Below are 23,802 nucleotides of genomic sequence, written 5' to 3' on the forward strand. Positions count from 1 at the left end.
CTTTCTGGGAGACAGTCATGGCCTACGTAGACGGTTTTGTGATTCCGGTGCCTGAGGAAAAACTTGAGGCGTACAAGAAAATGTCGCGCGAATGCGGCGCCGTGTGGAAGGAATTCGGCGCGCTGGAATTCCGCGAAACGGTGGCCGACGATGCGCCACCCGGCAAGCTGACCTCCTTCCCGCAAAGCGTGATGCTGGAAGAAGGCGAACGCGTGGTGTTCTCGTGGATCGTTTACGAATCGCGCGCCAAACGCGACGAGATCAACGACAGGGTGATGAAAGATCCGCGTGTGGCCGCCTACATGGACCCGGCCAACATGCCGTTCGACGCCAAGCGCATGATCTACGGCGGCTTCGAGATGATGATCGATCTTTAGCGTGCGACCCGCAGCACGCCGCGCAGGGCGTTGCAAAGGATGATGTCGTCGGCGGCGTCCAGCATGGCACGTGTGATCGGCGCTTCGCCGGCGTTCCAGTCGGGATCATCCAGCAGCACGCCGCGCATTACGCCTGGCAGCACGCCGGCGCTCAGCGGCGGCGTCAGCCAGCGGCCGTCGATGCGGACGAAGACGTTGCTGCGGCCGCCCTCGGTCAGTTCGCCGCGTTCGTTGAAGAACAGGGTATCGAACGCGCCGTGGGCTTCGGCGTCGCGCCAGGCGGCGTCGTAGCGCTGGCGGATGCTGGTTTTGTGGCGCAGGAACAGGTCGTTGCTGCTGGTATTGTCTTCTGCCAGCAGCACACGCACCGGTTCGGCCAGCGGCGACAGCGGCGCATGCTGCACGGAGAAGGCGCCGGACGGGCTGAGCGCAAGTCGCAAGCGATAGGCTGCGTGCTGCGGCTCCAGCATGGCGCAGGCGGTGTCCAGATAGGCATCCGCCGCCTTGGCATCCCATGGGAAACCGAAGTAGGCGGCCGATGCGGCCAGCCGTTGCAGATGACGTTCGCGATGGCGCACGCCGCCGGCTGGCGTCGCGCGCATGGTTTCAAACATCTCGAAATCGTTTTGCAGGCCGGTCAGGAAGCGTGCCTTGAGCTGGCACTCGGCGTATTCGTCGGCGGCGTCGCTGTCGAAGACGATGCCGGCGCCGACGCCCATTTCGCCGTGGCGCACGCCGTCCGTGCCTTGCGGCTGCAAGGTCAGCGTGCGGATCGGTACCGACATGCAGAAGTCGCCGACCTTGCCGCCGTCGCCATCCTTGCGCGGATCGAACCAGCCGATGGCGCCGGTGTAGATGCCGCGCGGGTCCGGCTCCAGTTCGCGGATGATTTCCATGGTGCGGCGCTTGGGCGCGCCGGTGATCGAGCCGCAGGGATACAGCGCATCAAAAATTTCGGGCAGCGTAGCGTCGTCCCGCAACTGCGCAGTGATGGTGGAGGTCATCTGCAGCACGCTGGTGTAGCGCTGCACTTCAAACAGTGCCGGCACCTCCACGCTGCCGGTGACGGCCACGCGCGCGATGTCGTTGCGCAGCAGGTCGACGATCATCAGGTTCTCGGCGCGGTTCTTGGGATCGGCGGCGAGGTGGGTGGCGCGCAGGATGTTTTCCGCTTGCTGCGCCGCCGGTGCGGCCGGCGCCGTGCCTTTCATCGGCCGCGCGGTCAGCACGCCGCTGCTGTGGCGCACGAACAGTTCAGGCGACAGCGACAACACGGCGCTGCCGTCGTCCAGCGCGATCAAGGCCCCGTAAGGGACGGGCTGGCGGCCGCGCAGGCGTGCGTACAGCGCGTGGATGCCGCCAAACGCGTCAAAACGCAGCCTGTACGTGTAATTGACCTGGTAGGTGTCGCCGGCCGCAATATAGTCGTGAATGCGCGCCAGCGCCGCGCTGAACGCCTGCTGATCGATGTTCGGCTGGATGTGGGCGATGCCGGCCGGCCGCTCGATCGGGAACGAGCGCGCCGCCAGCCAGTCGCCGACCTGCGCGGACGACAGCAGCGCGCAGTCGGTGAACAACAGGATCTGTGCCAGCGGTGCGCCACGCGCGGCGCGCGCCGGCGCATCGTCCATGTGCAAGGCCAGCAGTTCTTCGCCCAATTCGTAGCTGCACACGGTGACTGCGTATTCGCCGCGCGCCAGCGCTTGCTGCATTTGCGCCAGCAGCTGCGGCCACTGGCCGATGTCGTCGCAGCGCAGCGTGGCGCGGTGGCCGGTGTACAGGCGCGAACGGCCGCCGGCCTGGATGGCTTCCGGGCTGGCGTCATCCAGCAGGGCGAATACTTCGGTGTTCATACTTACGATAACAACAGTGTGATGTGCAGCGCCGCATCCTGCGACGGATTGTTTTTGAAACCGCTCTTGGCGTAACGGTGCCAGCGGCCGATGACGAAGCTGGTCAGCATCGCCGCGCGCGCGGTGGCGTCGGCTTCGTGCGCCTGGCCTTCGCTGGCGGCGACGCGCAGGGCCTGCTTCAACGCCAGCTCCACCCGGTCATAGAACTGGTTCATGCGCAGTTGCAGGCGCTCGTCTTCGTTGACCAGCGCCTCGCCGATCAGCACCCGCGTCATGCCGGGATTCTGGCTGGCGAAGTTGAGCAGCATGGCGACGATGTCGCGCGCCTGCGCCATGCCGTCTTGCTGGCGCTCGGCGATCTGGTTGATCAGGCCGAACACGCTCGATTCGATGAACTCGATCAGTCCCTCGAACATCTGCGCCTTGCTGGCGAAATGCCGGTACAGGGCGGCTTCGGAAAACGCCAGCTTGCGCGCCAGCGCAGCGGTGGTGATCTTGTCGCCCTTGGGTTGTTCCAGCATTCCCGCCAGCGCCTGGAGAATTTGCAAACGGCGCTGGCCCGGCGGTGTGCTTGCCATATGATCTCGCGGGTTAAATAAAAGGGAGGGTCAGCGCAACTGGTGCAGGCGTGACGGCAGGTTCCTGACAGATTTTACTTTGACATCGACATAAGCGGGGCGAATCAGTCGTTTTTGTGGATGGGCCAGGCCGGCGGTGTCGCCGATGGTCAGGTATTGCGTGATCCACGCGGTACGCATGCCCAGCTGGTGCGCGCTGCGCAGGTTGGCCAGCGTGTCTTCCACCAGGATGCAGCGGCCCGGCGTGAGCTGATGGCGGCGCATCAGCCGTTGCAGCATCAGCTTCGACGGCTTGGGCCGCATGTGGCGGTGCACCGTCATCGCTTCCACCGCGATGTGGTGCTGGAACTGGCGCTGCAAGCCCAGATGGCGCAGCACTTGCGACGAATAGCGGTGCGGCGCATTGGTCAGCAAAATTTTGCGGCCGGGCAGGCGGCGCAGCAGCTGGCGCAGTCCGCGCTCGGCGCGGATCATCGCGTTGAGGTCATCGAAGCGGTGGGTTTCTTCCAGAAAGTGCGCGGCCTTGACACCGTGGTGCTTGACCACGCCCAGCGTGGTGGCGCCGTAGCGCTGCCAGTAGCGGGTGCGGGTGGCGTTCACCAGCTCGTCGCTGGCGGGTGTGACGCCGTCGCCCAGCAGCCGCGCCAGATACGCGTTCATGCCCGACATGATGGCCGGGAAGATGGCGTGCGAGGCGTTGTGCAGGGTGTTATCAAGATCAAACAGCCAGACGGGTGTGGAGCGAGTAATATTCACGTCATCTCTATCAGTAAAGGTCACGAATGCGCCGCCAGATTATAGTGTTGTTCTGTAGTTTGTTCTTGTTTGCCCTCGGTCCGGCGGTGGCGGCCGAGCAGGGCGCGACGCCAAACGGCACGCCCAACCGCGGCGCGCTGTTCAAGGTGCAGCAGAATGGCCACACGCTGTATTTGTTCGGCACCATCCACGTCGGCGCCAGGGATTTTTATCCGCTGGAGCCGCGTCTGGCCGGCCTGCTGAAAAAAGCGCCGGTGCTGGCGCTGGAAATCGATCCGCTGGCCGATCAGCAAAAACTGGCGCGCGCGGTGCAGCAGTACGGCATGAGCGCTAAAGGCAGTTCGGGCCTGACGCCGGAATGGCGCGCGCGCCTGGCCAGGCTGCTCAAGCAGTACAACATCGCGCCGGAAGCGGTGGCGTCGATGAAGCCGTGGTTGCTGGCCAGCGTGCTGACGGTGAGCGAGTTTGCGGCGCAGGGTTATGACGCGGCGCTGGCGGTGGATGCGCACCTGTCGCAGCAGGCGCACGAGGCGGGCCAGAAAGTGGTCGAGCTGGAATCGGTGGACAGCCAGATGTCATTGTTCGACAAGATGACGGCGGCTGAGCAGCTGGTGTTCCTGCAGGAGGCCATCGCCGGCATCGAGGACAAGGAGCAGGCCGACCAGGCGCGCGAGATCGCCGAGGCGTGGCGTCATGCCGATGTGAAAGCGCTCGATGCGCTGGCGCTGAAGGCGGAACAGGACGATACCTTCTCCGGCCGCTTTGTGCAGAAGGAACTGCTGGACGGTCGCAATCCAGCGCTGGCCGACGGCATGGTCAAATTGATGGCGCGTGAAAACAACAGTGTGGCGGCGATTGGCGTGTTGCACCTGATCGGCAAAGGAAGCGTGCCGGAATTGCTGCGCAAACGCGGATTGAGCGTGGAACGGTTGTACTAGGAGGGAGCTAACTGCAGGGAAGGGTGCTGCGAGAAGTGGTGCCCTTTACGTGGATTGAACACGTGGCCTCTCCCTTACCAAGGGAGTGCTCTACCACTGAGCTAAAAGGGCATACAAATGTGGCGGTTTCACCGACTGCCGGCGAGACCGCCTTTTTTTCAGTGAGACCGGATCATAGTGCCAAATGCTTGTTCGGTCAAGACTTCGAGCAACAAAGAGTGCTCAATTCGTCCATCAATGATGTGCACGGTATTGACGCCGGACTTGGCCGCATCCAGGGCTGATGAAATTTTAGGCAGCATGCCGCCGGAAATCGTGCCATCGGCGAACATTTCGTCGATCTCGCGCGCCGACAGGTCGGTCACCAGGTTGCCCTGCTTGTCCTGCACGCCGGCGATGTTGGTCATCATGATCAGCTTTTCGGCTTTCAGGATTTCCGCGATCTTGCCTGCGACGACGTCGGCATTGATGTTGTAGGCCTGGCCGTCCTGGCCGAAGCCGATCGGCGAGATGATCGGGATGAAGGCGTCGTCCTGCAGCGCTTTGACGACTGCCGGGTTGATCGCTTCGATTTCGCCGACGAAGCCGATGTCCAGCGTCTGGCCCGGGTTTTCTTTATCCGGCATGGCCATCTTGCGGGCGCGGATCAGGCCGCCATCCTTGCCGGTCAGGCCGACTGCCTGGCCGCCATAGTGATTAATCAACATCACGATGTCCTGCTGGACTTCGCCGCCCAGCACCCACTCCACCACTTCCATGGTTTCTTCGTCGGTGATGCGCATGCCTTGCACGAAGGTGCCTTGCTTGCCGATTTTTTTCAGCGCGTTGTCGATCTGCGGACCGCCGCCGTGCACCACGACCGGATTCATGCCGACCAGTTTGAGCAAAATGACATCGCGGGCGAAGCCGTGTTTCAGGCGTTCGTCGGTCATGGCGTTGCCGCCGTATTTGATGACGATGGTTTTACCGTGGTAATTACGGATGTAGGGGAGCGCTTCAGCCAGAATTTGCGCCTTGATCCGTGGTTCAACAGCGGTCAGGTCGTCGGCGTCATTGCCTAGGTTCAGATTGGTCAGTTGGGTCATGGCGATTCCGGTAAGAAGAATTTGGGCGCAATTTTACAGCCTCGGGCTGCACTCAAGCACGCATTATAGGGCCATCCGGTTGTAATTTCCTGGAAGCTCCGATACGCTGAAGCCATGAGTACCTGTTCCCGCTGCGGCGCGCAGTTCTCCTGCGCCATGCAGGACGCCGATCCCGCCGTGCCCGCGCCACCATGCTGGTGCACCTATTTGCCGGCCGCGCTGCCGGTGCCGACGGCCGCCGGCGCCAGTTGCTGGTGCCCGGACTGCCTGCGCCAGCACATCATTGATCACCCTCAAACGCCCCCGGCAGCAGCCCCAGACAATAGCGCATAACCCTCACCGGGAGCGCTGACATGAACCAGACCTCGCTTGACAACCTAGGTGGCGCGGCAGACGATGGCCACATCGCCCGCATCGTGCGGCTGGAGACCCAAATGGACAACGTCACCAGCGCGCTACTGTCCTTGCAGCGCGCACAGGAAACACAGCATCAGGCCATGATGGCTGAGTTTGCCTCTCTGCGCGACAGGATCGATGACGTCCGAAAAGAAACAATGGCCCGCATCGATCAATCCGCAGCAACGACAGCGGAAAGGTTTGAGCGTTTGCTGGCAACTACGGCGGAACAACTCGAACACTCGATAGATCGCCAGGACCAGCGAATCGAGCATCAGAATAATCGATTCGACCAACTGAGCAATCGGATCGACCATCTGAGCAACCGAATCGACAGGCTGGTGTTCTGGATGGCCGGGCTGATGATTACTAACGTGGTCACGGTCGTGGGCCTGATTTTGCGGGTTGCCGGCGCTATCTGATCAGGCCACCGTGCTGAAGAAGCGCAGCATTTCGCGGCTGGCGTCGGGGCCTTTGGCGTCGGTGTAGCTGCCGGAGGCGCTGCCGCCCGACCAGGCGTGGCCGGCGCCGTGGACTACCCAGTGTTCGCCCAGCGGCGTGCCGTCCGGCTTGGTGTGCGTGGTTTGCGTGTAGCGGTAGCCATTCGGCACCGCGCCCGACTGCACCGACGGCCGCGCGCCCCGATGGTGATGCAGCCGCTGCTCAATCACCTGCTCGCCATTGCGCGGATTAACGGTGGTGTCGCTATCGCCATGAAACACGATAATCGGCTGCGACCCGTCGCCGGCCTTGCCCGCACTCTTGGCGCCGCGCTTCATGGCCGACAGCGCCGACGGCAAATCCTGCGCCGATGCAAACGGCAATCCCGAATGCACGCCCACTGCCGCAAACAATTCCGGATACAGCGTGCCGACGATTACCGCCATGGCGCCCCCGGCCGACAGGCCCGCCACATACACCTGGCGTTCATTAACCGGATACTCGTCGATGACCTGCCGCGCAATGCCGGCGATGATGGATGGCTCGCCCTGTCCGCGCTGCTGGTCGATGGCGTTGAACCAGTTCCAGCACTTGGAGTGGTTGGCGTTGGCCGGTTGTTCAGGATAGGCCACGAAAAAGCCCATTTCCTCCGCCACCTGATTCATCTGCGTGCCGGCCGCGAAGTCGTCGGGATTCTGCGTGCAGCCGTGCAGCATTACCAGCAGCGGCATGGCCTGGCCGTGATAGCTCGACGGAATGTACAGCTTGTAGTTGCGCATGCCGGCGTGGTTGCTGTAGCTGCTGCGGATAAATTGCGCCCCTTCCGGCATCGGCGCCGAAGTGGGCGAATGCAGCGAACCGAGATCGATGGCGCGGTCCAGGTTGGCCTGCAAATCGAGCTTGATGCCCATGCGGTTGAGCATGTCCTGCGCGTACTCGGCCGGATGCGTGGCCGGATTCGGCGCCTGGCCGCGTGCCGGCGCCGCTTCCGGCTCCGGCGTGGACGGCGCTGCGTTTGGCGGCGGCGGGTTAATATCGCGCATGGTCGGCTTGGCGGCCGGACGATGCAGGTGGACGCCCTTGTTGAGTATCTGTTGCGCAGCTTCGCGCATTTGCGTTAAAAAATTGAGTTTCATGGCACTCCTTAATGGATGCGCGTCGCCAGTGCAGTCTTGAGAACCGTGCTGGCATGCAGCGAGCCGAGTACAAAAATGGATTCGATTGTCGCCAGCGCCAGTTCGACCGAAACGTCGCTGGCGATGCTGGCCAGGCCCAGGACCTGGATTTGCAGCCGTTGCCCGGCCGCCTGGATTGCTTCCAGGTCGGCGCGCGAGTAATGCTGCATGCCCAGGACCAGGCTCTTGCGCGCCACGGTCTGCTTGACCACCTCGGCGTGCTGGTTCAGCTGATTGCGGATTGCCGTGCGTATCAGATCGGTACGGTTTGAGTAAAACCCTTCCTGTACCAGCAGGTCAATCTGTCCCAAGTCGATCGGGCCCAGATTGATGGTGATTTTTTCTGATTCGGCAGTCTTCAGCTTGATTTCTTGCTTGGCCACAGTGTCTCCATCTGATTACCATCTATATGGATGGTAAGTCTACGCCGATGCGCCCCCAAGTCAAGCGGCTTCGCGGCATAATGGGGCCATGAGTGATGCAACTAACTTAATCCCCGCGCCGGTGCCATCCCCTTGTGTCAGTTTGTGCAAGATGGACATGGAGCGCCAATATTGCATGGGCTGCCTGCGGACCATTGACGAAATCATCGCCTGGGGCAAGGCCGACGACGATTACAAACGCGCCGTGTGGACGGAATTGCCGCTGCGGCGCCAAACCCTCCGTTTCGACGACGAGGAGCTATGAGCGCGCTGCCGGATTCGATACAGGTGCTGGAACGGGGCTGGCTGTCGTCCAACAACATCATGTTGCTGGGCCGCCACGATACGGCCATCATCGATACCGGCTACGTCAGCCACGCGCCGCAGACGCTGGAACTGGTGCGCCACGTGCTGCGCGGCCGCCATCTGGACCAGATTCTCAACACCCACCTGCATTCCGACCACTGCGGCGGCAACGCCATCCTGCAAGCCCACTTCGGCTGCCAGACGTCGATTCCCGTGGCGGAGGCCGACAAGGTGCGGCACTGGGACGTGGAGGCGCTGAGTTTCAAGGCCACCGGCCAGCGTTGCGACCGCTTCACCTTCGACGCCACCATCGCCCCCGGCGACGTGCTGACGCTGGCCGACATGGAGTGGCAGGCGCTGGGCGCCCCCGGCCACGACCCGCATTCGCTGATTTTTTACTGTCCGCAGGAAAAGGTGCTGGTGTCCGCCGACGCGCTGTGGGAAAACGGCTTCGGCGTCATCTTCCCCGAGCTGGAAGGCGAGCCCGGCTTTGCCGAAGAGCGCGCCACGCTGGACCTGATCGCCGGCCTGGACGTGCGGACCGTCATCCCCGGCCACGGCGCGCCATTCACCGACGTGGCCGGCGCACTGGCGCGCGCGCGGTCCCGGCTGGAGTACCTGGCCGCCGATCCGGTACGCAATGCGCAGAACGCGCTGAAGGTACTGCTCAAGTTCCTGCTGCTGGAGCGTCAGCGGATTGCGCTGGCTGATGTACCCGTGCTGCTGACCTCGATGCCGGTGTTTGCCGCCGCCAACAACAACTTCCTCAAGCAGACGCCGGAAGACCTTGGCCGCTGGGCCGTGAGCCAACTGGTACGCAGCGTAGCGGCGCGCATCGATGGTGAGTACTTACTTAACGAATAAATGTAGAGGGGTGGATCTAGTTTCGGCACGATCGTACTATTTCCGATCTATAATCATCGGCACCGATTAACTCACGTCAGCGAGTACGCCATGACCTTGCCTGCAGTCCTGCAAAACCTCACCCTTCCCGTCATCGCCTCCCCGATGTTCATCGCCAGTGGACCGGCGCTGGTGGCGGCCCAGTGCAAGGCCGGCATCGTTGGCTCGTTCCCGGCGCTGAACGCGCGTCCGGCCGAGATGCTGGATGTGTGGCTGACCGATCTGCAAAAAGAGCTGGCCGAGTTTCAGGCTGCCAATCCGGACAAGCGCGTCGGCCCGATCGCCGTCAACCAGATCGTCCATCAGTCCAACGACCGTCTGGCGCATGACGTCGAAGTATGCGTGAAGCACCAGATTCCAATCATCATCTCGTCGCTGCGCGCGCCGCCGAAAGAGATGCTGGACGCGATTCACAGCTATGGTGGCATCGTGCTGCACGACATCGTCTCGATCCGCCACGCTGAAAAAGCGCTGGAAGCGGGCGTCGACGGCCTGATCCTGGTGGCCAGCGGCGCCGGCGGCCATGCTGGCACGCTGTCGCCGTTTGCGCTGGTGGGCGAAGTGCGCAAGTTCTTTAAAGGTCCGATTGCACTGTCTGGCTCGATCGCTACCGGCGACGCCATCTTGGCGGCGCAGGCCATGGGCGCCGACTTTGCCTACATCGGCTCGCGCTGGCTGGCGACCAAGGAATCCAATGTCAGCGACGGCTACCGCGAGGCGATTGTTGAATCGACGGCGGCGGATATCATCTATTCGAACCTGTTCACCGGCGTTCACGGTAATTACCTGAAAAAATCCATCGTCGCCGCCGGCCTCGATCCGGATGCGCTGCCAACCGCCGACAAGACCGCCATGAACTTCGGTTCCAGCAGCGCCAAAGCCTGGCGCGACATCTGGGGCGCCGGCCAGGGCGTGGGCCTGATGGACGACATTCCATCGACGGCCGAAATGGTCGAACGCCTGAAGCGCGAGTACGACGCCGCCCGCGCCCGTCTGGCGTTGTAATTACAGGCCGACGGCGAGGCTTTCGCGCGCCATCGGCTTGCCGCGCACCCAGACGGTGTCCACCGTATCGTAGGCACGGACGTCTTGCAGCGGCGACTCCTTCATCAGCACCAGATTGGCCACTTTGCCCGGCTCGATGCTGCCCAGGTCTTGTTCAAGATGGAAGGCGCGGGCATTGTTGATGGTGGCGGCCTTGAAAAGCTGCGCCAGCGACAGGCCGGCGTTGCGCAGATCCTGCATCTCCAGATAGCCGTTCAGTCCCGGAATATTGCCGTAGGTGGGCGAGGACGGCGTGTCGGTGGCAAACAGGAAATTCGCATTCTTGCTCGCCAAATAGGCAACCACCTGGCGCTGGCGGCGCAACGGCGCCTCCATATTCTTGCGGACGGTTTCGTCGGTTTCGCCTTCTTCGGCTACTTCTTCCTTGAACCAGTTGCCTTCGGGCGTCTTCAGCCACGCCAGCATGGCAGGCGGCAGCAGCTTGGACAGCACCGGCGTGTTCAGATATTCCGGATCGACATACGCGCGCAGGCCGTACAGCACTTGCATGGTCGGTTGGTAGCCAATATTGCGTTCGACGATTTTATCCAGCAATTGCTTGATTTCGTCTGGTAACTCCGGCGAATTGTTCAGTGCACCCCAGTGCCACATGCCATGGGCCAGCACGTCGACGCCACCGTTGACCGCGAAGGTTTGCGCCTCGAATGAATTCCCGTGCGTCACCAGCGTCAGGCCATCCTTGGTGGCCGCCGCGCGCACCTCGCCGTAGACGGCCGGACTCATCACGGGCAGGTTGTGCTGGGCTCCAAAACCGTGTTCGTAGTGGGTCTTGACGCAGATGGCGCCATCCGCCTTGGCGCGCGCCACGCCTTTGGCCGGGGTGTAGTCTTCCGGTTTATAGCGGGCGGGAATCTTGTCGGCCTGGGCCGGGTCGTAAATGAAATTGGAAAACGTCTCAAAGCGATGTTCGATAGGTGCGTACGATGATGGATAGCCGTTGGCGAACACCAGCGGCGGGCCGCAGTCATAGATGTCCGGATGGCGCGGCATGGCTTTGACGCGGTCGATGAATTCGCGGCTGCCAGCCGCCAGATCGATCACGGTGGTATAGCCGTAGTAGAGGTAGGAGCGCGGCATCTGCGCGAAATACTCCTTGGCCATGGTCTGCATGTGGTCGGCCTGCTCGAAGCTCATGCCGGGCACGGCAAACAGGTGGACGTGGGAATCGATCAGGCCAGGCGTCAGGTAGTAGCCCTTGCCGTCGATGCGGGCGGCGCCTGGCGGTGTTTTGCCGCCGGTGCCACGCTCGACCCGGACGATGCGGTCGTTATCGATCAGCACACTGCCGCTTTCGATGCGGTCGAGTTTTTCCGGCGAGATCAGTTTGACGTTGGTGATCCAGGTTTGACCGGCCATGGCCGGTGCGCAAATCATCAGGCTGGCTATCAGGTGAGGCAATTTCATGCTGGGCTCCTTGTTGTGATGCCCCAGTCTGCCGTGCCACGCCCCGGTTTGCGTCGCAAATGATGATTTGGCACGCGCTAGGCGGGTGTTCTGGCCTGGTCGCGGTACTCGCCCGGCGTGACGCCGGTGAATTTTTTAAATGTGCGGTTCATCGCGCTTTTGCTGTTAAATCCGGCGATCAGCGACAGGTCAAGTATACTGGTGCCGGCCAGTTGCGGGTCGCGCAGCGTGGTTTTGAGGGCATCCACGCGGTAGCGGTTGAGGTAATCGGCGAAATTGGCGCCGCAATGTTCATTGATCAGCTGGGAAAGTTCGTGCGGTGTCATGGCGACCTGCGCGGCCAGGTCCTCCAGCTTCAGTTCGCCATTGCGATAGGGCTGATCCTGTTCCATGCAGGCTTGCAGGCGGGCCAGGAAGGCGTCGCGGTCGGCTGTGGATAACTGTTTGTCGGCGTAGCGCGGCTTGGCCGCAGCAACCGGCGCTGGCGGCAACGTGCGCGGCCGGTAGCCAAGCGGCAGACGCATCGCCGTGTAGGCGGTGGCGAAGACGAACACGATCAAGGCGCCACCGTCCACCATTTCTACCGACAGCGGCGAGTCGATATCGAGCGCGGCCATTGCCACCGCGACGACGCTCAGCGCCCCGCTCACCAGCCACAGGCGCATCAGTCGGCGCAGGCCGCCCACCAGTTCTGAATCGGCCGGCACACGACGCACCAGGCGCACGCTGGCGCGCAGGTAGAAGAGCAGGATCAACAGCTTTGCCACCGCCGCCAGCCGCAGATACCATGGCCAGCCATGCCATTGGCGCATCCATGCCAGTTTTTCGTCAGCCGACCGCAAGTAGAAGGGCAGCATGCCGAGCGTGGCGACCGCAAACGGGACGAAATGCAGCCAGGCGCGGCGGCCCAGCGGCTGGTCGGACAGCATGGCGTGCAGGTAAAGATACAGCAGCGGCCCCACCGCCAGCCCCAGCGTGACGATGGCCAGCGCGCTGTGCGGATAGACGCGATACAGATGATTCAGCCCGAGCCACGCATGGCCGATGATGGCTGAAAAAATCAGCAGCAGCGCCGACAGCAGCCGGTTCGCCGTGCGCATTTCGGGCTGGCGCGGATTGAGCAGCGCGATGCTGAGAAAAACCGCCTGGGCAATAGCGGCCAGGAACAGCCAGGAAGCAATTGTATTCACCATGATACAAATCCTGACATTTTTAGCAATCCAAAGCAATTACAATTCACTCAATATTGCGGAGGATAACGATGAAAACTGTACGTGCAGCATCTCTGTTGTTAGCGCTGGTGTGCGCCGCCAGCCAGGCGTCTGTAAAACCAAATGCTGCTGCGGCACCGTTGCAGCAGGAAGGGACGTCGTTGTTTGCGCAGGGCAAATACAAGGACGCCATCGCCAAGTACCAGGAGGCGGCCAAGGCGGACCCTGGCGCATCGGAACCGTTGTCCGGCATTGCCAATGTACTGATGGCGGCGGCATCGCAGGCACAGGGTGACGCCAAGATCCGGCTGCGCCAGCAGTCCGAATCGGTGGCGCGCCAGGCGCTGACGCTGGGCCCGGATGATCCGCTGGCGCAGGAAGTGCTGCGCATCTTGTTGGACGATAAACCAGCGCCGCTGCACGTGCCGACCCCCGCCGCATGGAAGGCCATGCAGGAAGGCGAGGTGTTGTTCCAGGCCGGCAAACCGGCGGAAGCGCTGGTCAAATATGAGGAATCGGCGCGGCTGGATCCCTTATATTCCACCGCCGAGGTGAACGCCGGCGATAGTTTCTTTGCGCAGAAAAAATGGCCGGAAGCGGAGGAGCATTTCCGCAAAGCGACCGAGATCGAGCCGCTGAATGGCCAGGCCTGGCGCTTTCTGTCGGATGCGTTGCTGTGGCAGGGCAAGTTGAGCGCAGCGGAGGCGGCGCTGTTCAGCGGCATCGCGGCGCAACCGAACCAGTTGCCGACCTGGGACAAGCTGGCAGCATTGCGCAGCAAGGTGGGTTACCCGATGACCGCGTTACACCTCCAGCGCAAGGCCAGCGTGAAGCTGGATGCCAACGGCAAGTTCGTCATCAACCTGGATTCCGAATTCAGTGGCAACAGCGGCAAGATGGTGGCCGATGGCGCGATGTGGCTGGCGTACGCCACCTTTGAAGTAAATGCGCGTCAGAAGAACCTGCAGGACAAAGTCGCCGACCAGCCGTTTGCGATTGAAGTGGCGTCGTGGCGCGCGGCGCTGCAGGTGATTGACGAAGTGGTGGCCAGCGGCGGCCAGGATATCCAGGATCCCGCGCTGCTGAATATCCGCATGCTGGCCAAGGCCAATCAGCTGGAAACGGGGCTGATGCTGTTGCAGTACCGGGAGTCCTGGCGCGCTGAATTCGAAGCGTGGAAAAAAGCCAACCCGAACGGCATCCGCAAATTCGTCAATACCTACGCGCTGCGTCCTTAGCCTTCGTTATTGATCGCCCACAGGCCGGGCAGATTGCGCCAGTAGCCGTAAGCGTCCATGCCGAAGCCGACCACGAAGCGGTTGGGGATGGTGATGCCGACGATATCGGCCTGCACCGGCTTGGCCTTGCCGATGGCTTTATCGGCAAACACCGCCAGGATCACTTCCTTGGCGCCCATGTCCAGCAGGCGCTGTTTGACGTGAGCCAGCGTTTCGCCTTCGTCCAGAATATCATCCAGCACGATCACGGTGCGGCCGCTGACGTTCGAGCGCGGCACCACTTTCCAGACCACTTCGCCGCCCTTGTCTTCGTCGCCGTAGCGGCTGACGTGGATGTAGTCGAATTCGAGCGGGAAGGTCAGCTGCGGCAGCAGGTTGCCGGTGAAGACCACGGCGCCGCCCATCACGCCCAGCACCAGCGGGAATTCTTCGCTGTCCGGACGGTCGTAGCGGGCGTTGAGCGTATCGGCCATCGCGGTGACGGCGGTGTCGACGTCGTGCTTGGAGTACAGTTCTTCGGCGCTCTCCATCAGGGCACGGGCGCGGTTGTGGTGGAAGTCTTGCATGGTCTTTATATTAAACAAACGTGTGAAGGACGATATTTTACTGGTAATCGCGGACGTCTGCGATTACCTTGCCGTCATTGGGCAGGCTGCCGATGGCGACAAACCGCACCTCGCCACGCAGTTTGGTCAGCTTGCGGATCGATTCGATGATGGCGGCGCAGGTGGTGCTGTTAGCGCTGGCGGGATCGGCCACCTCGCAATGCAGCGTCATCGCCTCCTGCGCAATGTGGCCGGAGACCACCAGCCGCGCCTTTACAATCTCCGGATGGTGGCGCGCGATGTCATGCACCTGCGACGGATGCACGAACATGCCTCGGATCTTGGTGGTCTGGTCGGCGCGTCCCAGCCAGCCCTTGATGCGGGTGTTGGTGCGGCCGCACGGCGACGGCGGCGCATTGGTCAGGATGGCCGACAGGTCGCCGGTGGCGAAGCGGATCAGCGGGTAGTCCGGATTGAATACGGTGACCACTACCTCGCCCACTTCGCCAGCAGGTACGGGATCGCCGCTGCCAGGACGAACGATTTCCATGATCAGGTCTTCGTCCAGCACCATGCCGGGATCGCGTATGCCGCCGCTGCACGTTTCGTAGGCGATGCTGCCGATGTCGGCGGACGCATAGAGCTGCAGTACGCCCGGCACGCCATGCTCGCCAAACCAGGTGCGCAGAGATTCGGGCAGCGCCTCGGCGCTGACCAGCGCCTGCTTGATACTGCTGATGTCCACGCCCATCTCGTGCGCTTTCTCGATGATGATCTTCAGGAAGGATGGCGTGCCGACATAGGTGTCCGGCCGCAGCGCGTGGATGGCTTGCACCTGCATCTCGGTCTGGCCGCTGCCGGCGGGGATCACCGCGCAGCCAAGCCGCGCAGCGCCGCCTTCAACCATGAAGGCCGCAGGCGTGAAGTGATAGGCGAAGCAGTTCTGCAGCAGGCCGCCGGCGCGCACGCCCGCCGCGTACATCGGCCGTGCGAAACGCCACCAGTCCTGGCCGCGTCCCTCCGGATCGAAGATGGGGCCGGGCGAGATGTACACGCGCGCCAGCTGGCCGACCGGTGTAGTATTCAAGCCGCCAAACGGCGCGTGCTGCGTTTGCAGCTCGTGCAGCTCGGACTTGCGCGTGACCGGCAGCGTGGCCAGCGCCGCGCGGCTGTTGATGTCCACGGCGTTGACGTTCTGCAGGATGCGCGACCATCCCGCCGCCGCTTTGGCGCGCGCGACCAGTTGCGGCAGGCGCGCCATCAGATCGCGTTCGCGCTGTTCGGGTGGGCGTGCTTCCAGGCTGTCGAGGGTATCGGTCATAACCATCCTTATGCCAGCCAGCGCTTGCGGCGCCGGTAAAATTTCATGTCGCGGAAGCTCTTGCGGCCGGCGCCGGAGACGCCGAGATAGAACTCTTTTACGTCTTCATTGCAGGCCAGGTCGGCAGCCGCGCCTTCCATCACCACGCGGCCGTTTTCCAGGATGTAGCCAAAGTCCGCGTAGCGCAAGGCGATGCTGGTGTTTTGTTCGGCCAGCAGGAAGGAGACGTTTTCCTTGCTGTTCAAATCCCTGACGATGCCGAAGATCTCTTCGACGATTTGCGGCGCGATGCCCATCGATGGCTCGTCGAGCAAAATCATGGAGGGCTTGGCCATCAGCGCGCGGCCGATGGCGCACATCTGCTGTTCGCCGCCGGAGGTGTAGCCGGCCTGGCTGCTGCGGCGCTCGCGCAAGCGTGGGAAGTAGTAATAGACCTTTTCCAGCGATGCCTTCAGTTCTGAACGGGAGGTACTGCGCGTGTAGGCGCCGGTCAGCAGGTTTTCTTCGATGGTCAGGTGGCCGAAGCAGTGGCGGCCTTCCATCACTTGCGACAGGCCGCGCCGTACCAGTTCATTGGGCGTCAGCTGGTCGATGCGTTCGCCCTTGAACTGGACTTCGCCTTTGGTGACGTCACCACGCTCGCCGCGCAGCAGGGTGGAGATGGTCTTCAGCGTGGTGGACTTGCCGGCGCCGTTGGCGCCCAGCAGGGCGACGATTTTCCCCTGAGGGACTTGCAGCGATACGCCTTTCAGCACCAGGATGACGTGGTCGTAGATAACTTCGACGTTATTCACAGACAGATAAGGAGTCATATTAGTCGTCATTCCCGCGCACGCGGGAATCCATAGAACGGTTGTTTGCTTAGTCAGCATGGATTCCCGCCTGCGCGGGAATGACGGGGGTTACTTGATGCATGCTGGTGTGATTTTCTTCTCGGCCGCGTAGGCTGCGGAGCTTTCTTCCAGCAGCTTGCGGGTCAGCGCCTTGTCGCCGACGATCCAGTTTGGCGTGATGGCGTTCCACTTCTTGCCATCCCATTGCTGCACTTTCACCGCGCCCGAACCTTCATGATCGTCGCAACTGGTCTTCACCACCGGCAGCATGCCGAAGGCGCCGATGGCTTTCTGGCGCGCCTCGTCCACGTTCAGGTTCTCCAGGCCCCAGCGCATTTGCTCGCCGGTGATGCGCTTGCCCTTGCCGAATTTTTCCTGCGCGGTGCGCATCGCCTCCACCCACAGGATCGCCGCGCTGACGCCGCGCATGTGGTACACGCTGCCGATGCGGGCGGGATCGGCCATGTTGCCTTTGCCGGCGTCGTAGAGTTTTTTGCGGATCTCGTCCATCACCGGGTAATTGCCCGGCGTGTTGAAGGTCATGGCGCTGTAGCCTTTGGCCGCATCGCCTGTCGGCACGGTATCTTCTTCCGAGCCGGCCCACCACACGCCGAGGATTTTCTCGCGTGGGAAGCCGTTGCGTTGCGCGGTCTTGATGGCGACTGCATTCATCGAGCCCCAGCCCCACAGGATCACATGGTCCGGCTTGGCCTGGCGGATTTGCAGCCATTGCGACTGCTGCTCGCTGCCAGGCGGCGTGACGGGAATCTTGATCAGCTCAAAGCCGTACTGCTTGGACAAGGCTTCCAGTACCGGCAAGGGCTCCTTGCCGAATGCCGAGTCGTGGTACAGATGGACGATCTTCTTGCCTTTCAGCCTGGCCATACCGCCTTCCTTGTCGCCGAGATACTTGATCATGGCGGCGGCCTGGTTCCAGTAGCTGGTAATCAGCGGGAAGACGTATGGGAAGACTTTGCCGTTGGCGGCGTCCGAACGGCCGTAGCCGATCATCGTCATCGGAATCTTATCCACAGCCAGGCGGTCAAGTATGCCGTAAGCGACGCCGGTGGATAGCGGCTCTACCAGGGTTGCGCCACCGTTCTTGGTCTTCAAACGCTCGTAGCATTCCACGCCGCGCGACGGATTGTATTCAGTCTCGCACTCTTCCCACGAAATCTTCACGCCATTCACGCCGCCTGACAGATTGACCAGATTGAAGTAGTCGATAATGCCGCCATAAAATCCTGAACCGCCCGCCGCATAGGGGCCTACGCGGTAGGAGGGCAGGGCGATGTACTGTTCCGCAGGCTGCGCGATGGCCGCGCCGCTGGCGGCTAGTAGAACCACGGCGATGATGGATGCAAAGCGTTTCATAGACTTGTCTCCTGTATTTTTTTAGTGAGGGAACGGCCACAGACGCAATTTCTCTTTACCTATCTGCCACAAACGCGCCAAGCCGTGCGGCTCGACGATCAAGAAGAAAATAATCAGCGCACCAAACACCATCAGCTCCAGATTTGAGGCCACGCTGGTCGGCAGCGCAAGACTGTGTGCGATGACATTCAGCAGCACCGGCAGCAGCACGATAAACGCTGCGCCGAGGAAGGAACCGAGCACCGAACCGACGCCGCCGATGATGATCATGAACAGGATGCGAAAAGACAGATCGAGGTTGTAGGCTTCCGGCTCCACCGTGCCCAGGTAGGCATAGGCATACAGCGCGCCTGCCACGCCGCAGTAGAACGAGCTGACAGCAAACGCCAGCAGCTTGGTGCGCATCAGGCGGAAGCCTATCACTTCGGCCGCCACGTCCATGTCGCGCACCGCCATCCACGAGCGGCCGACGTTGGAGCGAATCATGTTCTTGGCCAGCAGCGCCATCACCGCCACCACCGCCAGCACCAGCAGGTATTTGCGGTCCGGCGTGTCGAAGTTGTAGCCGAAGATGACGATGGGCTGCGCAGTGATCACGCCGGAGGTGCTGTAGTTGGTCAGATAGGGAATCTTGGTCAGGCACCAGACCACGAAGAACTGCGTGGCCAGCGTGGCGGCAGCCAGATAGAAGCCGCGGATGCGCAGCGACGGCAGGCCGAAGGCGATGCCTACCAGCGCCGCACTCAAACCACCCAGCACAAACGCCACCAGCACCGGTAAGCCGGGAATGCGCAGGATGAAGTTATACGACGCGAACGCGCCGACCGCCATGAAGGCCGCCGTGCCAAGCGACAGCTGACCCGCGTAGCCGGTCAGGATATTCAGGCCGATCGCGGCCAGCGCAAAAATCAGAAACGGTATCAATATCGCCGACAGCACATACGGTGACGCCAGCAGCGGCACAAACACGATGGCGACAGCCAGCAGTGTCAGCAGCGCGATGCGGTCCTGCATGATGGGGAAGATCTGGCCATCGGCCTGATAGCTGGTCTTGAACTGTCCTGCTTCGCGGTAAAGCATCGCTCAGATCCTCCGGATGATTTTTTCGCCGAACAGCCCTTCCGGCCGCACCAGCAGGAACAACAGGGCCAGCACGTAAGGGAACCAGCCCTCGATGCCGCCGCCGACCATCGGGCCGATGTACACCTCGGCCAGTTTTTCGGAAGCGCCGATCAGCAGGCCGCCGACGATCGCCCCGGGCATGGAGGTAAAGCCGCCGAGGATCAGCACCGGCAGCGCCTTCAGCGCCACAAACGTCAGCGCGAACTGCACGCCATTGCGCGCGCCCCACAGCAGGCCCGCCACCAGCGCCACGATGCCGGCCACTGCCCACAGCACGGCCCAGATGCGCTGCAACGGAATGCCGACCGCCAGCGCGGCCTGGTGATCGTCCGCCACCGCGCGCAGTGCGCGGCCCACTTTGGTTTTCGAGAACAGCAGGGCCAGCGTCGTCACCAGCAGGCCGCACACCGCAGCGGCCATGATGTCGAATTGCGAGACGAGGATGTTGTAGTGGTCCATCAGGTACTGCGACGGCACGTCCTCGATCGGCAGCTCCAGCTTGCGCACCTGCGCGCCGAACATCAACTGCGCCAGCCCTTCAATGAAGAAGGCCAGGCCGATGGTCGCCATGAACAGCGTGATTTCCGGCTGGTTGACCAGTGGCCGCAGCACCACGCGTTCTATCGCCAGTCCGAGCACGATCATCACCGCCACCGTGATCGGCAATGCGATCCACAGCGACACGCCCAGCTTGTCCATCACGCCAACGCAGGTCAGTGCGGCGAAGTACACCATCGCACCCTGCGCAAAATTGAACACGCCGGAAGCTTTGTAGATCAGCACAAAGCCAATCGCCACCAGCGCGTACATCACGCCGGATAGCAGGCCACCAATCAGCACCTCGAAGAAGAAATTCATGAACAGGCCACTCCGAGGTAAGCGTTGATCACGTCCTGGTTGCAGCGCACTTCGTCCGGCGTGCCGTCGCCGATTTTCTTGCCGTAGTCGAGCACCACCACGCGGTCGGAGATATCCATCACCACGCCCATATCATGCTCGATCAGCACGATGGTGGTGCCGAATTGGTCGTTGACGTCGAGGATGAAGCGGCACATATCCTGTTTTTCTTCGACGTTCATGCCGGCCATCGGTTCGTCCAGCAGCAGGATTTCCGGCTCGGCGGCCAGTGCGCGGCCCAGTTCCACGCGCTTTTGCAGGCCGTAAGGCAGGCGGCCCACCGGCGTCTTGCGGATGGCTTGAATCTCCAGAAAATCGATGATCTCTTCGGCCTTGATGCGGTGGGCGATTTCTTCGCGCCGCGCCGGTCCCCAGTACAGCGCCTGCATCAGAAAATTGGATTTCATCTTGAGATTACGGCCGGTCATGATGTTGTCCAACACCGTCATGCCCTTGAACAGCGCGATATTCTGGAAGGTGCGGGCGATGCCGGATTTGGCGGCGGCGTGGCAGTCCATATTCTTGCGTACTTCGCCGCGATAGGTGATCTGTCCTTGCTGCGGGCGATACACGCCGTTGATCACGTTGAGCATCGAGCTTTTGCCGGCGCCGTTCGGGCCGATGATGGCGCGGATTTCGTGCTGGCGCACGTCGAAGGAAATGTCAGTCAGCGCGCGCACGCCGCCGAAGGACAACGAGATGTTGTTCAGGTCGAGGATCACCGGCCCGGTCTCCCGTCTTGCTGTAACTGCGCCTGCGCCGAAGTGTGCCTCTGGCTCGTTCATTTGCATCTGGGCCTCCGTCATGCCGCTGCCTGTATGGCAGGGTAGGTCTTGCACGCTTCGATCTTCAGGTCCGCCGCCACCAGGCCGGTGCGGCCATCTTCAAACTTCACTTGCGTCTCGATGTACTGCGAGGTCTGGCCGCTGTAGAGCGCCTCGATCAGCACCGCGTACTTTTCGGCGATGAACTTGCGGCGCACCTTGCGTGTGCGCGTCAGTTCGTCGTCGTCGGGATCGAGCTCCTTGTGCAGCACCAGGTAGCGGTGGATTTGCGTGTCGCTCATCGCCGGCTCGGCGGCCAGGTCGGCGTTGACCTGCTCAATGCAGTCGCGCACCAGCCCATATACGGCGGGATGTGCGGCCAGGTCGGTGTAGCCGGAATAGGCGATGCTGCGGCGTTCCGCCCAGTTACCCACAGCCTCGATATCGATGTTGATGAAGGCGCAGACCTCGTCGCGCTGGTGGCCGAACACCACCGCCTCTTTGATAAACGGGAAGAACTTGAGTTTGTTCTCGACGTAGTTAGGGGCGAAGATGGCGCCGCTGTTCATGCGACCTACGTCGGCGGCGCGATCGATGATCTTCAGGTGGCCGTCGGCGTCGAACAGGCCGGCGTCGCCGGTGTGAAAGTAGCCCTGGGCGTCGATCGCTTCGCTGGTGGCGTCGGGGCGCTTGTAGTAACAGTCCATCAAGGTTGGCGACTTGACCAGCACTTCGCCGTTGTCGGCCAGCTTGACCTCGACACCCGGCGCCGGCAGGCCGACGCTGTCGAATTTAATCTGGCCGTCCGGCTGCAGACAAATGTAGGCGCAGGTTTCGGTGGAGCCGTAGAACTGCTTCAGATTGACGCCGATGGAGCGGTAGAAGCGGAACAAATCCGGCCCGATCGCCGCGCCGGCAGTGTAGGCGACGCGGATGCGCGACATGCCCAACACATTTTTCAGCGGGCCGTAGACCAGCAGCTTGCCGGCGGCGTAGCGCAGGCGGTCGGCCAGCGGTACCGGCTTGTTGTCTAATATTTGAGCACCGCAGCGCCGCGCCACCGCCATAAAGTAGTGGAACATGCGGCGTTTGACGGCGCCGGCGTCCTCCATGCGTATCATCACGGTGGTCAGCATGTTCTCGAACACGCGCGGCGGGGCAAAGTAATAGGTCGGGCCGATCTCGCGCATGTCGGTCATCACGGTTTCGCCGGATTCCGGGCAGTTGACGGTGAAGCCGGCGCTCATCGCCTGGGCGAACGAGAATAAACAGTCGCCCACCCACGCCATCGGCAGGTAGGACAGGATGTCTTCGGCGTCGGTCAGCTTTTCGAAACCGACGCCGCCGGTGCCGGCCGCCGTCAGCGCGGCGTGGGTCTGACACACGCCTTTCGGCTTGCCGGTGGTGCCGGAGGTGTACAGGATGATGGCGTTGTCGCTGCCGCGGCCTTCGGCCACCTGGGCGTCAAAAAAGCCCGGATGGGCCAGATCCCAGGCGCGGCCCATCTCCTGCAGGCGGGCGCAGGACAGCAGGCCGGCCTGGCGATAGTGGCGCATGCCGCGTTCGTCGTCGTAGGCGATGTGGCGGATGTGCGGGTACAGGGATTGCAATTCCAGTAATTTATCGACCTGTTCCTGGTCTTCGACGATGGCGTAGTGGATGTCGGCGTTGTCCAGCACGTAGGCCATGTCCGCGGCGGGCGCATCCTGGTACAGCGGCACCGGCACGCCGCCCAGGCATTGGGCGGCCAGCATCGCCCAATATAAGCGCGGCCGGTTGTCGCCGACGATGGCCAGGTTCATGCCGCGCTGGAAGCCCAGCGCGGCGAGACCGCAGGCGAGCGCGCGTACTTCGTCGTTGACCTGGGCCCAGTTCCAGCTCTGCCAGATGCCCAGATGCTTTTCGCGAAACGCGGGTTTCCCCGGCCGCTCCTGGCCGTGCGCGAGCAGGCGCCGAGGGAAGGTCTCGTGTTCTTTTTGCACCAGTGTCTCCTGTTGCTGTTTTGTTTTTTTGTGTGATGATATTAACTTGCCACGGGGTGGCCAGTTGTCTTTTCGACGACAATTCACAGACTTTTCTATGGTGCATCGCAAAAATGTCTGATCGAGATCAAATGACTTTGCAGGCAGCGTTGCGTTCAGCGATCTGGGCTAAAGACTTGACGCCGGAACAAATGGCGCGCGTGGAGGCTGATACGTTTGAAACGTTTGTGCCGAAAGGCGGTTATGTCTGCCGCAAAGGGGAAATGGTCGAGAATTGGCTGGGGATTATCGACGGCCTGGTCAAGATGAATAATTTCTCTTCCACTGGTAAAAGCGTGACGTTTACCGGCGTGCCGCCGGGTGGCTGGTTTGGCGAGGGCACGGTGTTAAAAAACGAAGTGCTTAAATATGATGCGATGGCGTTGCGCGATAGCCGCATTGCGCGCATGCCGGCGGCGACGTTTATGTGGCTGCTGAATAATAGCCTGCCATTTAGCCGGTTCTTGCTGATGCAGTTAAATGAACGGCTGGGCCAGTTTATCGGCACGGTGGAAAATGACCGGTTATTGAATCCGGATACGCGGGTGGCGCGCTGTCTGGCGTCTTTATATCATGCGCATTTATATCCGAGCCTGGATAAGATCGTACATATATCGCAGGAGGAGTTGGGATTATTATCCGGCGCCTCGCGTCAGCGCGCGAATCAGGCTTTGCAGCTGTTGGAGAAGCAGGGATTGCTCAGCCTGGATTATGGCGGCATCCGTATTCTGGATCTGGAGGGACTACGGCGTTATGAGGCTTAGCGGCATTTTTTTT

25 protein-coding genes and 1 tRNA gene are annotated in these 23,802 nt (G+C 61.9%); 9 read left to right on the forward strand and 17 right to left on the reverse strand.

Features of this window, described 5'->3' with window-relative positions; translation table 11 throughout:
- The first annotated feature begins 17 nt into the window (after positions 1-17).
- Positions 18-377 (forward strand): DUF1428 domain-containing protein, encoded by a 360-nt coding sequence (locus tag GTP55_RS01575; RefSeq protein WP_161043232.1) that lies wholly within the window; start codon positions 18-20, stop codon positions 375-377.
- Here the strand turns inward: GTP55_RS01575 and pabB are convergent.
- From pabB to GTP55_RS01590, 3 genes are read right to left on the reverse strand one after another with little or no spacing between them, the layout of a single operon-like run.
- Entirely contained in the window at positions 374-2,230 is a 1,857-nt protein-coding gene (pabB, locus tag GTP55_RS01580) for an aminodeoxychorismate synthase component I (RefSeq protein ID WP_161043233.1), read from the reverse strand. The two genes, GTP55_RS01575 and pabB, sit on opposite strands and share 4 nt — an antisense overlap.
- A gap of 2 nt (positions 2,231-2,232) precedes the next feature.
- The gene (gene slmA / locus GTP55_RS01585) at positions 2,233-2,808 is read right to left on the reverse strand and encodes a nucleoid occlusion factor SlmA (protein ID WP_161043234.1); all 576 of its coding nucleotides are present in this window, start codon (positions 2,806-2,808) and stop codon (positions 2,233-2,235) included.
- 30 nt (positions 2,809-2,838) lie between these two features.
- On the reverse strand, positions 2,839-3,564 hold the full coding sequence (locus GTP55_RS01590) for an HAD-IA family hydrolase (protein WP_161043235.1): 726 nt from the start codon (positions 3,562-3,564) through the stop codon (positions 2,839-2,841).
- A gap of 65 nt (positions 3,565-3,629) precedes the next feature.
- On the opposite strand from GTP55_RS01590, the gene GTP55_RS01595 reads away from it, so the two are divergent.
- Entirely contained in the window at positions 3,630-4,502 is an 873-nt protein-coding gene (locus GTP55_RS01595) for a TraB/GumN family protein (RefSeq protein ID WP_229257691.1), read from the forward strand.
- A gap of 36 nt (positions 4,503-4,538) precedes the next feature.
- Here GTP55_RS01595 and GTP55_RS01600 read toward each other — a convergent pair.
- Positions 4,539-4,613 (reverse strand) — tRNA-Thr (locus tag GTP55_RS01600).
- 47 nt (positions 4,614-4,660) lie between these two features.
- The gene (argB, locus tag GTP55_RS01605) at positions 4,661-5,587 is read right to left on the reverse strand and encodes an acetylglutamate kinase (RefSeq protein WP_110846081.1); all 927 of its coding nucleotides are present in this window, start codon (positions 5,585-5,587) and stop codon (positions 4,661-4,663) included.
- A gap of 114 nt (positions 5,588-5,701) precedes the next feature.
- Between argB and GTP55_RS01610 the strand changes: the two genes are divergently transcribed.
- Both GTP55_RS01610 and GTP55_RS01615 read left to right on the forward strand, forming a co-directional pair.
- Positions 5,702-5,920 (forward strand): cysteine-rich CWC family protein, encoded by a 219-nt coding sequence (locus GTP55_RS01610; protein WP_161043237.1) that lies wholly within the window; start codon positions 5,702-5,704, stop codon positions 5,918-5,920.
- Between the two features lie 20 nt (positions 5,921-5,940).
- On the forward strand, positions 5,941-6,405 hold the full coding sequence (locus GTP55_RS01615) for a coiled-coil domain-containing protein (RefSeq protein WP_161043238.1): 465 nt from the start codon (positions 5,941-5,943) through the stop codon (positions 6,403-6,405).
- Here the strand turns inward: GTP55_RS01615 and GTP55_RS01620 are convergent, their stop codons facing one another.
- Positions 6,406-7,536: an extracellular catalytic domain type 1 short-chain-length polyhydroxyalkanoate depolymerase gene (locus GTP55_RS01620; protein WP_161043404.1), complete on the reverse strand. Its 1,131-nt coding sequence runs from the start codon at positions 7,534-7,536 to the stop codon at positions 6,406-6,408. It lies immediately after the preceding gene.
- A 32-nt stretch (positions 7,537-7,568) separates the two neighbouring features.
- Entirely contained in the window at positions 7,569-7,982 is a 414-nt protein-coding gene (locus GTP55_RS01625) for a ribbon-helix-helix domain-containing protein (RefSeq protein ID WP_161043239.1), read from the reverse strand.
- 88 nt (positions 7,983-8,070) lie between these two features.
- Between GTP55_RS01625 and GTP55_RS01630 the strand changes: the two genes are divergently transcribed.
- The 3 genes from GTP55_RS01630 to GTP55_RS01640 all read left to right on the forward strand — a co-directional run bounded on the left by GTP55_RS01630 (position 8,071) and on the right by GTP55_RS01640 (position 10,235).
- Positions 8,071-8,286 (forward strand): DUF1289 domain-containing protein, encoded by a 216-nt coding sequence (locus GTP55_RS01630; protein ID WP_161043240.1) that lies wholly within the window; start codon positions 8,071-8,073, stop codon positions 8,284-8,286.
- A complete protein-coding gene (locus GTP55_RS01635) occupies positions 8,283-9,191 on the forward strand; it encodes an MBL fold metallo-hydrolase (RefSeq protein ID WP_161043241.1) in 909 nt (302 codons plus the stop codon). The genes GTP55_RS01630 and GTP55_RS01635 overlap by 4 nt, the downstream gene beginning before the upstream one ends.
- Positions 9,192-9,281: 90 nt before the next feature.
- A complete protein-coding gene (locus GTP55_RS01640; protein WP_161043242.1) occupies positions 9,282-10,235 on the forward strand; it encodes an NAD(P)H-dependent flavin oxidoreductase in 954 nt (317 codons plus the stop codon).
- Here the strand turns inward: GTP55_RS01640 and GTP55_RS01645 are convergent, their stop codons facing one another.
- Complete coding sequence (locus GTP55_RS01645) at positions 10,236-11,699, reverse strand: amidohydrolase family protein (protein ID WP_161043243.1); 1,464 nt, start codon at positions 11,697-11,699, stop codon at positions 10,236-10,238.
- Between the two features lie 77 nt (positions 11,700-11,776).
- A complete protein-coding gene (locus GTP55_RS01650) occupies positions 11,777-12,892 on the reverse strand; it encodes a helix-turn-helix transcriptional regulator (RefSeq protein WP_161043244.1) in 1,116 nt (371 codons plus the stop codon).
- Between the two features lie 68 nt (positions 12,893-12,960).
- Here GTP55_RS01650 and GTP55_RS01655 point away from each other — a divergent pair, with 68 nt between their 5' ends.
- On the forward strand, positions 12,961-14,148 hold the full coding sequence (locus tag GTP55_RS01655; protein ID WP_161043245.1) for a tetratricopeptide repeat protein: 1,188 nt from the start codon (positions 12,961-12,963) through the stop codon (positions 14,146-14,148).
- Here GTP55_RS01655 and GTP55_RS01660 read toward each other — a convergent pair.
- The 8 genes from GTP55_RS01660 to GTP55_RS01695 form a co-directional block, all read right to left on the reverse strand.
- Entirely contained in the window at positions 14,145-14,714 is a 570-nt protein-coding gene (locus GTP55_RS01660; protein WP_161043246.1) for a hypoxanthine-guanine phosphoribosyltransferase, read from the reverse strand. The two genes, GTP55_RS01655 and GTP55_RS01660, sit on opposite strands and share 4 nt — an antisense overlap.
- Positions 14,715-14,751: 37 nt before the next feature.
- Positions 14,752-16,014, reverse strand: a complete 1,263-nt coding sequence (locus GTP55_RS01665) for a phenylacetate--CoA ligase family protein (protein ID WP_202423445.1) — start codon at positions 16,012-16,014, stop codon at positions 14,752-14,754.
- An 8-nt stretch (positions 16,015-16,022) separates the two neighbouring features.
- A complete protein-coding gene (locus GTP55_RS01670) occupies positions 16,023-16,826 on the reverse strand; it encodes an ABC transporter ATP-binding protein (protein ID WP_161043247.1) in 804 nt (267 codons plus the stop codon).
- A gap of 90 nt (positions 16,827-16,916) precedes the next feature.
- Positions 16,917-18,221 carry an ABC transporter substrate-binding protein gene (locus GTP55_RS01675; protein WP_161043248.1) on the reverse strand — a complete coding sequence of 435 codons (1,305 nt, stop codon included), beginning with the start codon at positions 18,219-18,221 and terminating at the stop codon, positions 16,917-16,919.
- Positions 18,222-18,242: 21 nt separating this feature from the next.
- On the reverse strand, positions 18,243-19,301 hold the full coding sequence (locus GTP55_RS01680) for a branched-chain amino acid ABC transporter permease (RefSeq protein WP_161043249.1): 1,059 nt from the start codon (positions 19,299-19,301) through the stop codon (positions 18,243-18,245).
- A 3-nt stretch (positions 19,302-19,304) separates the two neighbouring features.
- Positions 19,305-20,201: a branched-chain amino acid ABC transporter permease gene (locus tag GTP55_RS01685; protein WP_202423447.1), complete on the reverse strand. Its 897-nt coding sequence runs from the start codon at positions 20,199-20,201 to the stop codon at positions 19,305-19,307.
- Positions 20,198-21,031: an ABC transporter ATP-binding protein gene (locus tag GTP55_RS01690; protein ID WP_371868271.1), complete on the reverse strand. Its 834-nt coding sequence runs from the start codon at positions 21,029-21,031 to the stop codon at positions 20,198-20,200. Before GTP55_RS01690 ends, GTP55_RS01685 begins: the two co-directional genes overlap by 4 nt.
- Positions 21,032-21,042: 11 nt before the next feature.
- Positions 21,043-22,989 (reverse strand): AMP-dependent synthetase/ligase, encoded by a 1,947-nt coding sequence (locus GTP55_RS01695; RefSeq protein ID WP_202423476.1) that lies wholly within the window; start codon positions 22,987-22,989, stop codon positions 21,043-21,045.
- 128 nt (positions 22,990-23,117) lie between these two features.
- Between GTP55_RS01695 and GTP55_RS01700 the strand changes: the two genes are divergently transcribed.
- On the forward strand, positions 23,118-23,789 hold the full coding sequence (locus GTP55_RS01700) for a Crp/Fnr family transcriptional regulator (protein ID WP_371868272.1): 672 nt from the start codon (positions 23,118-23,120) through the stop codon (positions 23,787-23,789).
- Positions 23,790-23,802 lie beyond the last annotated feature (13 nt).

Origin of the sequence: Duganella margarita, assembly GCF_009857535.1 — a bacterium.
GTDB classification, from domain to species: Bacteria; Pseudomonadota; Gammaproteobacteria; order Burkholderiales; family Burkholderiaceae_D; genus Rugamonas; species Rugamonas margarita.

What these genes read in the sequence shown, in the direction of transcription:
- GTP55_RS01575 (WP_161043232.1), top strand. Translation starts at nt 18, where the DNA reads ATGGCCTACGTAGACGGTTTTGTGATTCCGGTGCCTGAGGAAAAACTT.
- pabB (WP_161043233.1), bottom strand. Translation starts at nt 2,230, where the DNA reads ATGAACACCGAAGTATTCGCCCTGCTGGATGACGCCAGCCCGGAAGCC.
- slmA (WP_161043234.1), bottom strand. Translation starts at nt 2,808, where the DNA reads ATGGCAAGCACACCGCCGGGCCAGCGCCGTTTGCAAATTCTCCAGGCG.
- argB (WP_110846081.1), bottom strand. Translation starts at nt 5,587, where the DNA reads ATGACCCAACTGACCAATCTGAACCTAGGCAATGACGCCGACGACCTG.
- GTP55_RS01610 (WP_161043237.1), top strand. Translation starts at nt 5,702, where the DNA reads ATGAGTACCTGTTCCCGCTGCGGCGCGCAGTTCTCCTGCGCCATGCAG.
- GTP55_RS01615 (WP_161043238.1), top strand. Translation starts at nt 5,941, where the DNA reads ATGAACCAGACCTCGCTTGACAACCTAGGTGGCGCGGCAGACGATGGC.
- GTP55_RS01620 (WP_161043404.1), bottom strand. Translation starts at nt 7,536, where the DNA reads ATGCGCGAAGCTGCGCAACAGATACTCAACAAGGGCGTCCACCTGCAT.
- GTP55_RS01630 (WP_161043240.1), top strand. Translation starts at nt 8,071, where the DNA reads ATGAGTGATGCAACTAACTTAATCCCCGCGCCGGTGCCATCCCCTTGT.
- GTP55_RS01635 (WP_161043241.1), top strand. Translation starts at nt 8,283, where the DNA reads ATGAGCGCGCTGCCGGATTCGATACAGGTGCTGGAACGGGGCTGGCTG.
- GTP55_RS01640 (WP_161043242.1), top strand. Translation starts at nt 9,282, where the DNA reads ATGACCTTGCCTGCAGTCCTGCAAAACCTCACCCTTCCCGTCATCGCC.
- GTP55_RS01645 (WP_161043243.1), bottom strand. Translation starts at nt 11,699, where the DNA reads ATGAAATTGCCTCACCTGATAGCCAGCCTGATGATTTGCGCACCGGCC.
- GTP55_RS01650 (WP_161043244.1), bottom strand. Translation starts at nt 12,892, where the DNA reads ATGGTGAATACAATTGCTTCCTGGCTGTTCCTGGCCGCTATTGCCCAG.
- GTP55_RS01655 (WP_161043245.1), top strand. Translation starts at nt 12,961, where the DNA reads ATGAAAACTGTACGTGCAGCATCTCTGTTGTTAGCGCTGGTGTGCGCC.
- GTP55_RS01660 (WP_161043246.1), bottom strand. Translation starts at nt 14,714, where the DNA reads ATGCAAGACTTCCACCACAACCGCGCCCGTGCCCTGATGGAGAGCGCC.
- GTP55_RS01665 (WP_202423445.1), bottom strand. Translation starts at nt 16,014, where the DNA reads ATGACCGATACCCTCGACAGCCTGGAAGCACGCCCACCCGAACAGCGC.
- GTP55_RS01670 (WP_161043247.1), bottom strand. Translation starts at nt 16,826, where the DNA reads ATGACTCCTTATCTGTCTGTGAATAACGTCGAAGTTATCTACGACCAC.
- GTP55_RS01675 (WP_161043248.1), bottom strand. Translation starts at nt 18,221, where the DNA reads ATGAAACGCTTTGCATCCATCATCGCCGTGGTTCTACTAGCCGCCAGC.
- GTP55_RS01680 (WP_161043249.1), bottom strand. Translation starts at nt 19,301, where the DNA reads ATGCTTTACCGCGAAGCAGGACAGTTCAAGACCAGCTATCAGGCCGAT.
- GTP55_RS01685 (WP_202423447.1), bottom strand. Translation starts at nt 20,201, where the DNA reads ATGAATTTCTTCTTCGAGGTGCTGATTGGTGGCCTGCTATCCGGCGTG.
- GTP55_RS01690 (WP_371868271.1), bottom strand. Translation starts at nt 21,031, where the DNA reads ATGCAAATGAACGAGCCAGAGGCACACTTCGGCGCAGGCGCAGTTACA.
- GTP55_RS01700 (WP_371868272.1), top strand. Translation starts at nt 23,118, where the DNA reads ATGACTTTGCAGGCAGCGTTGCGTTCAGCGATCTGGGCTAAAGACTTG.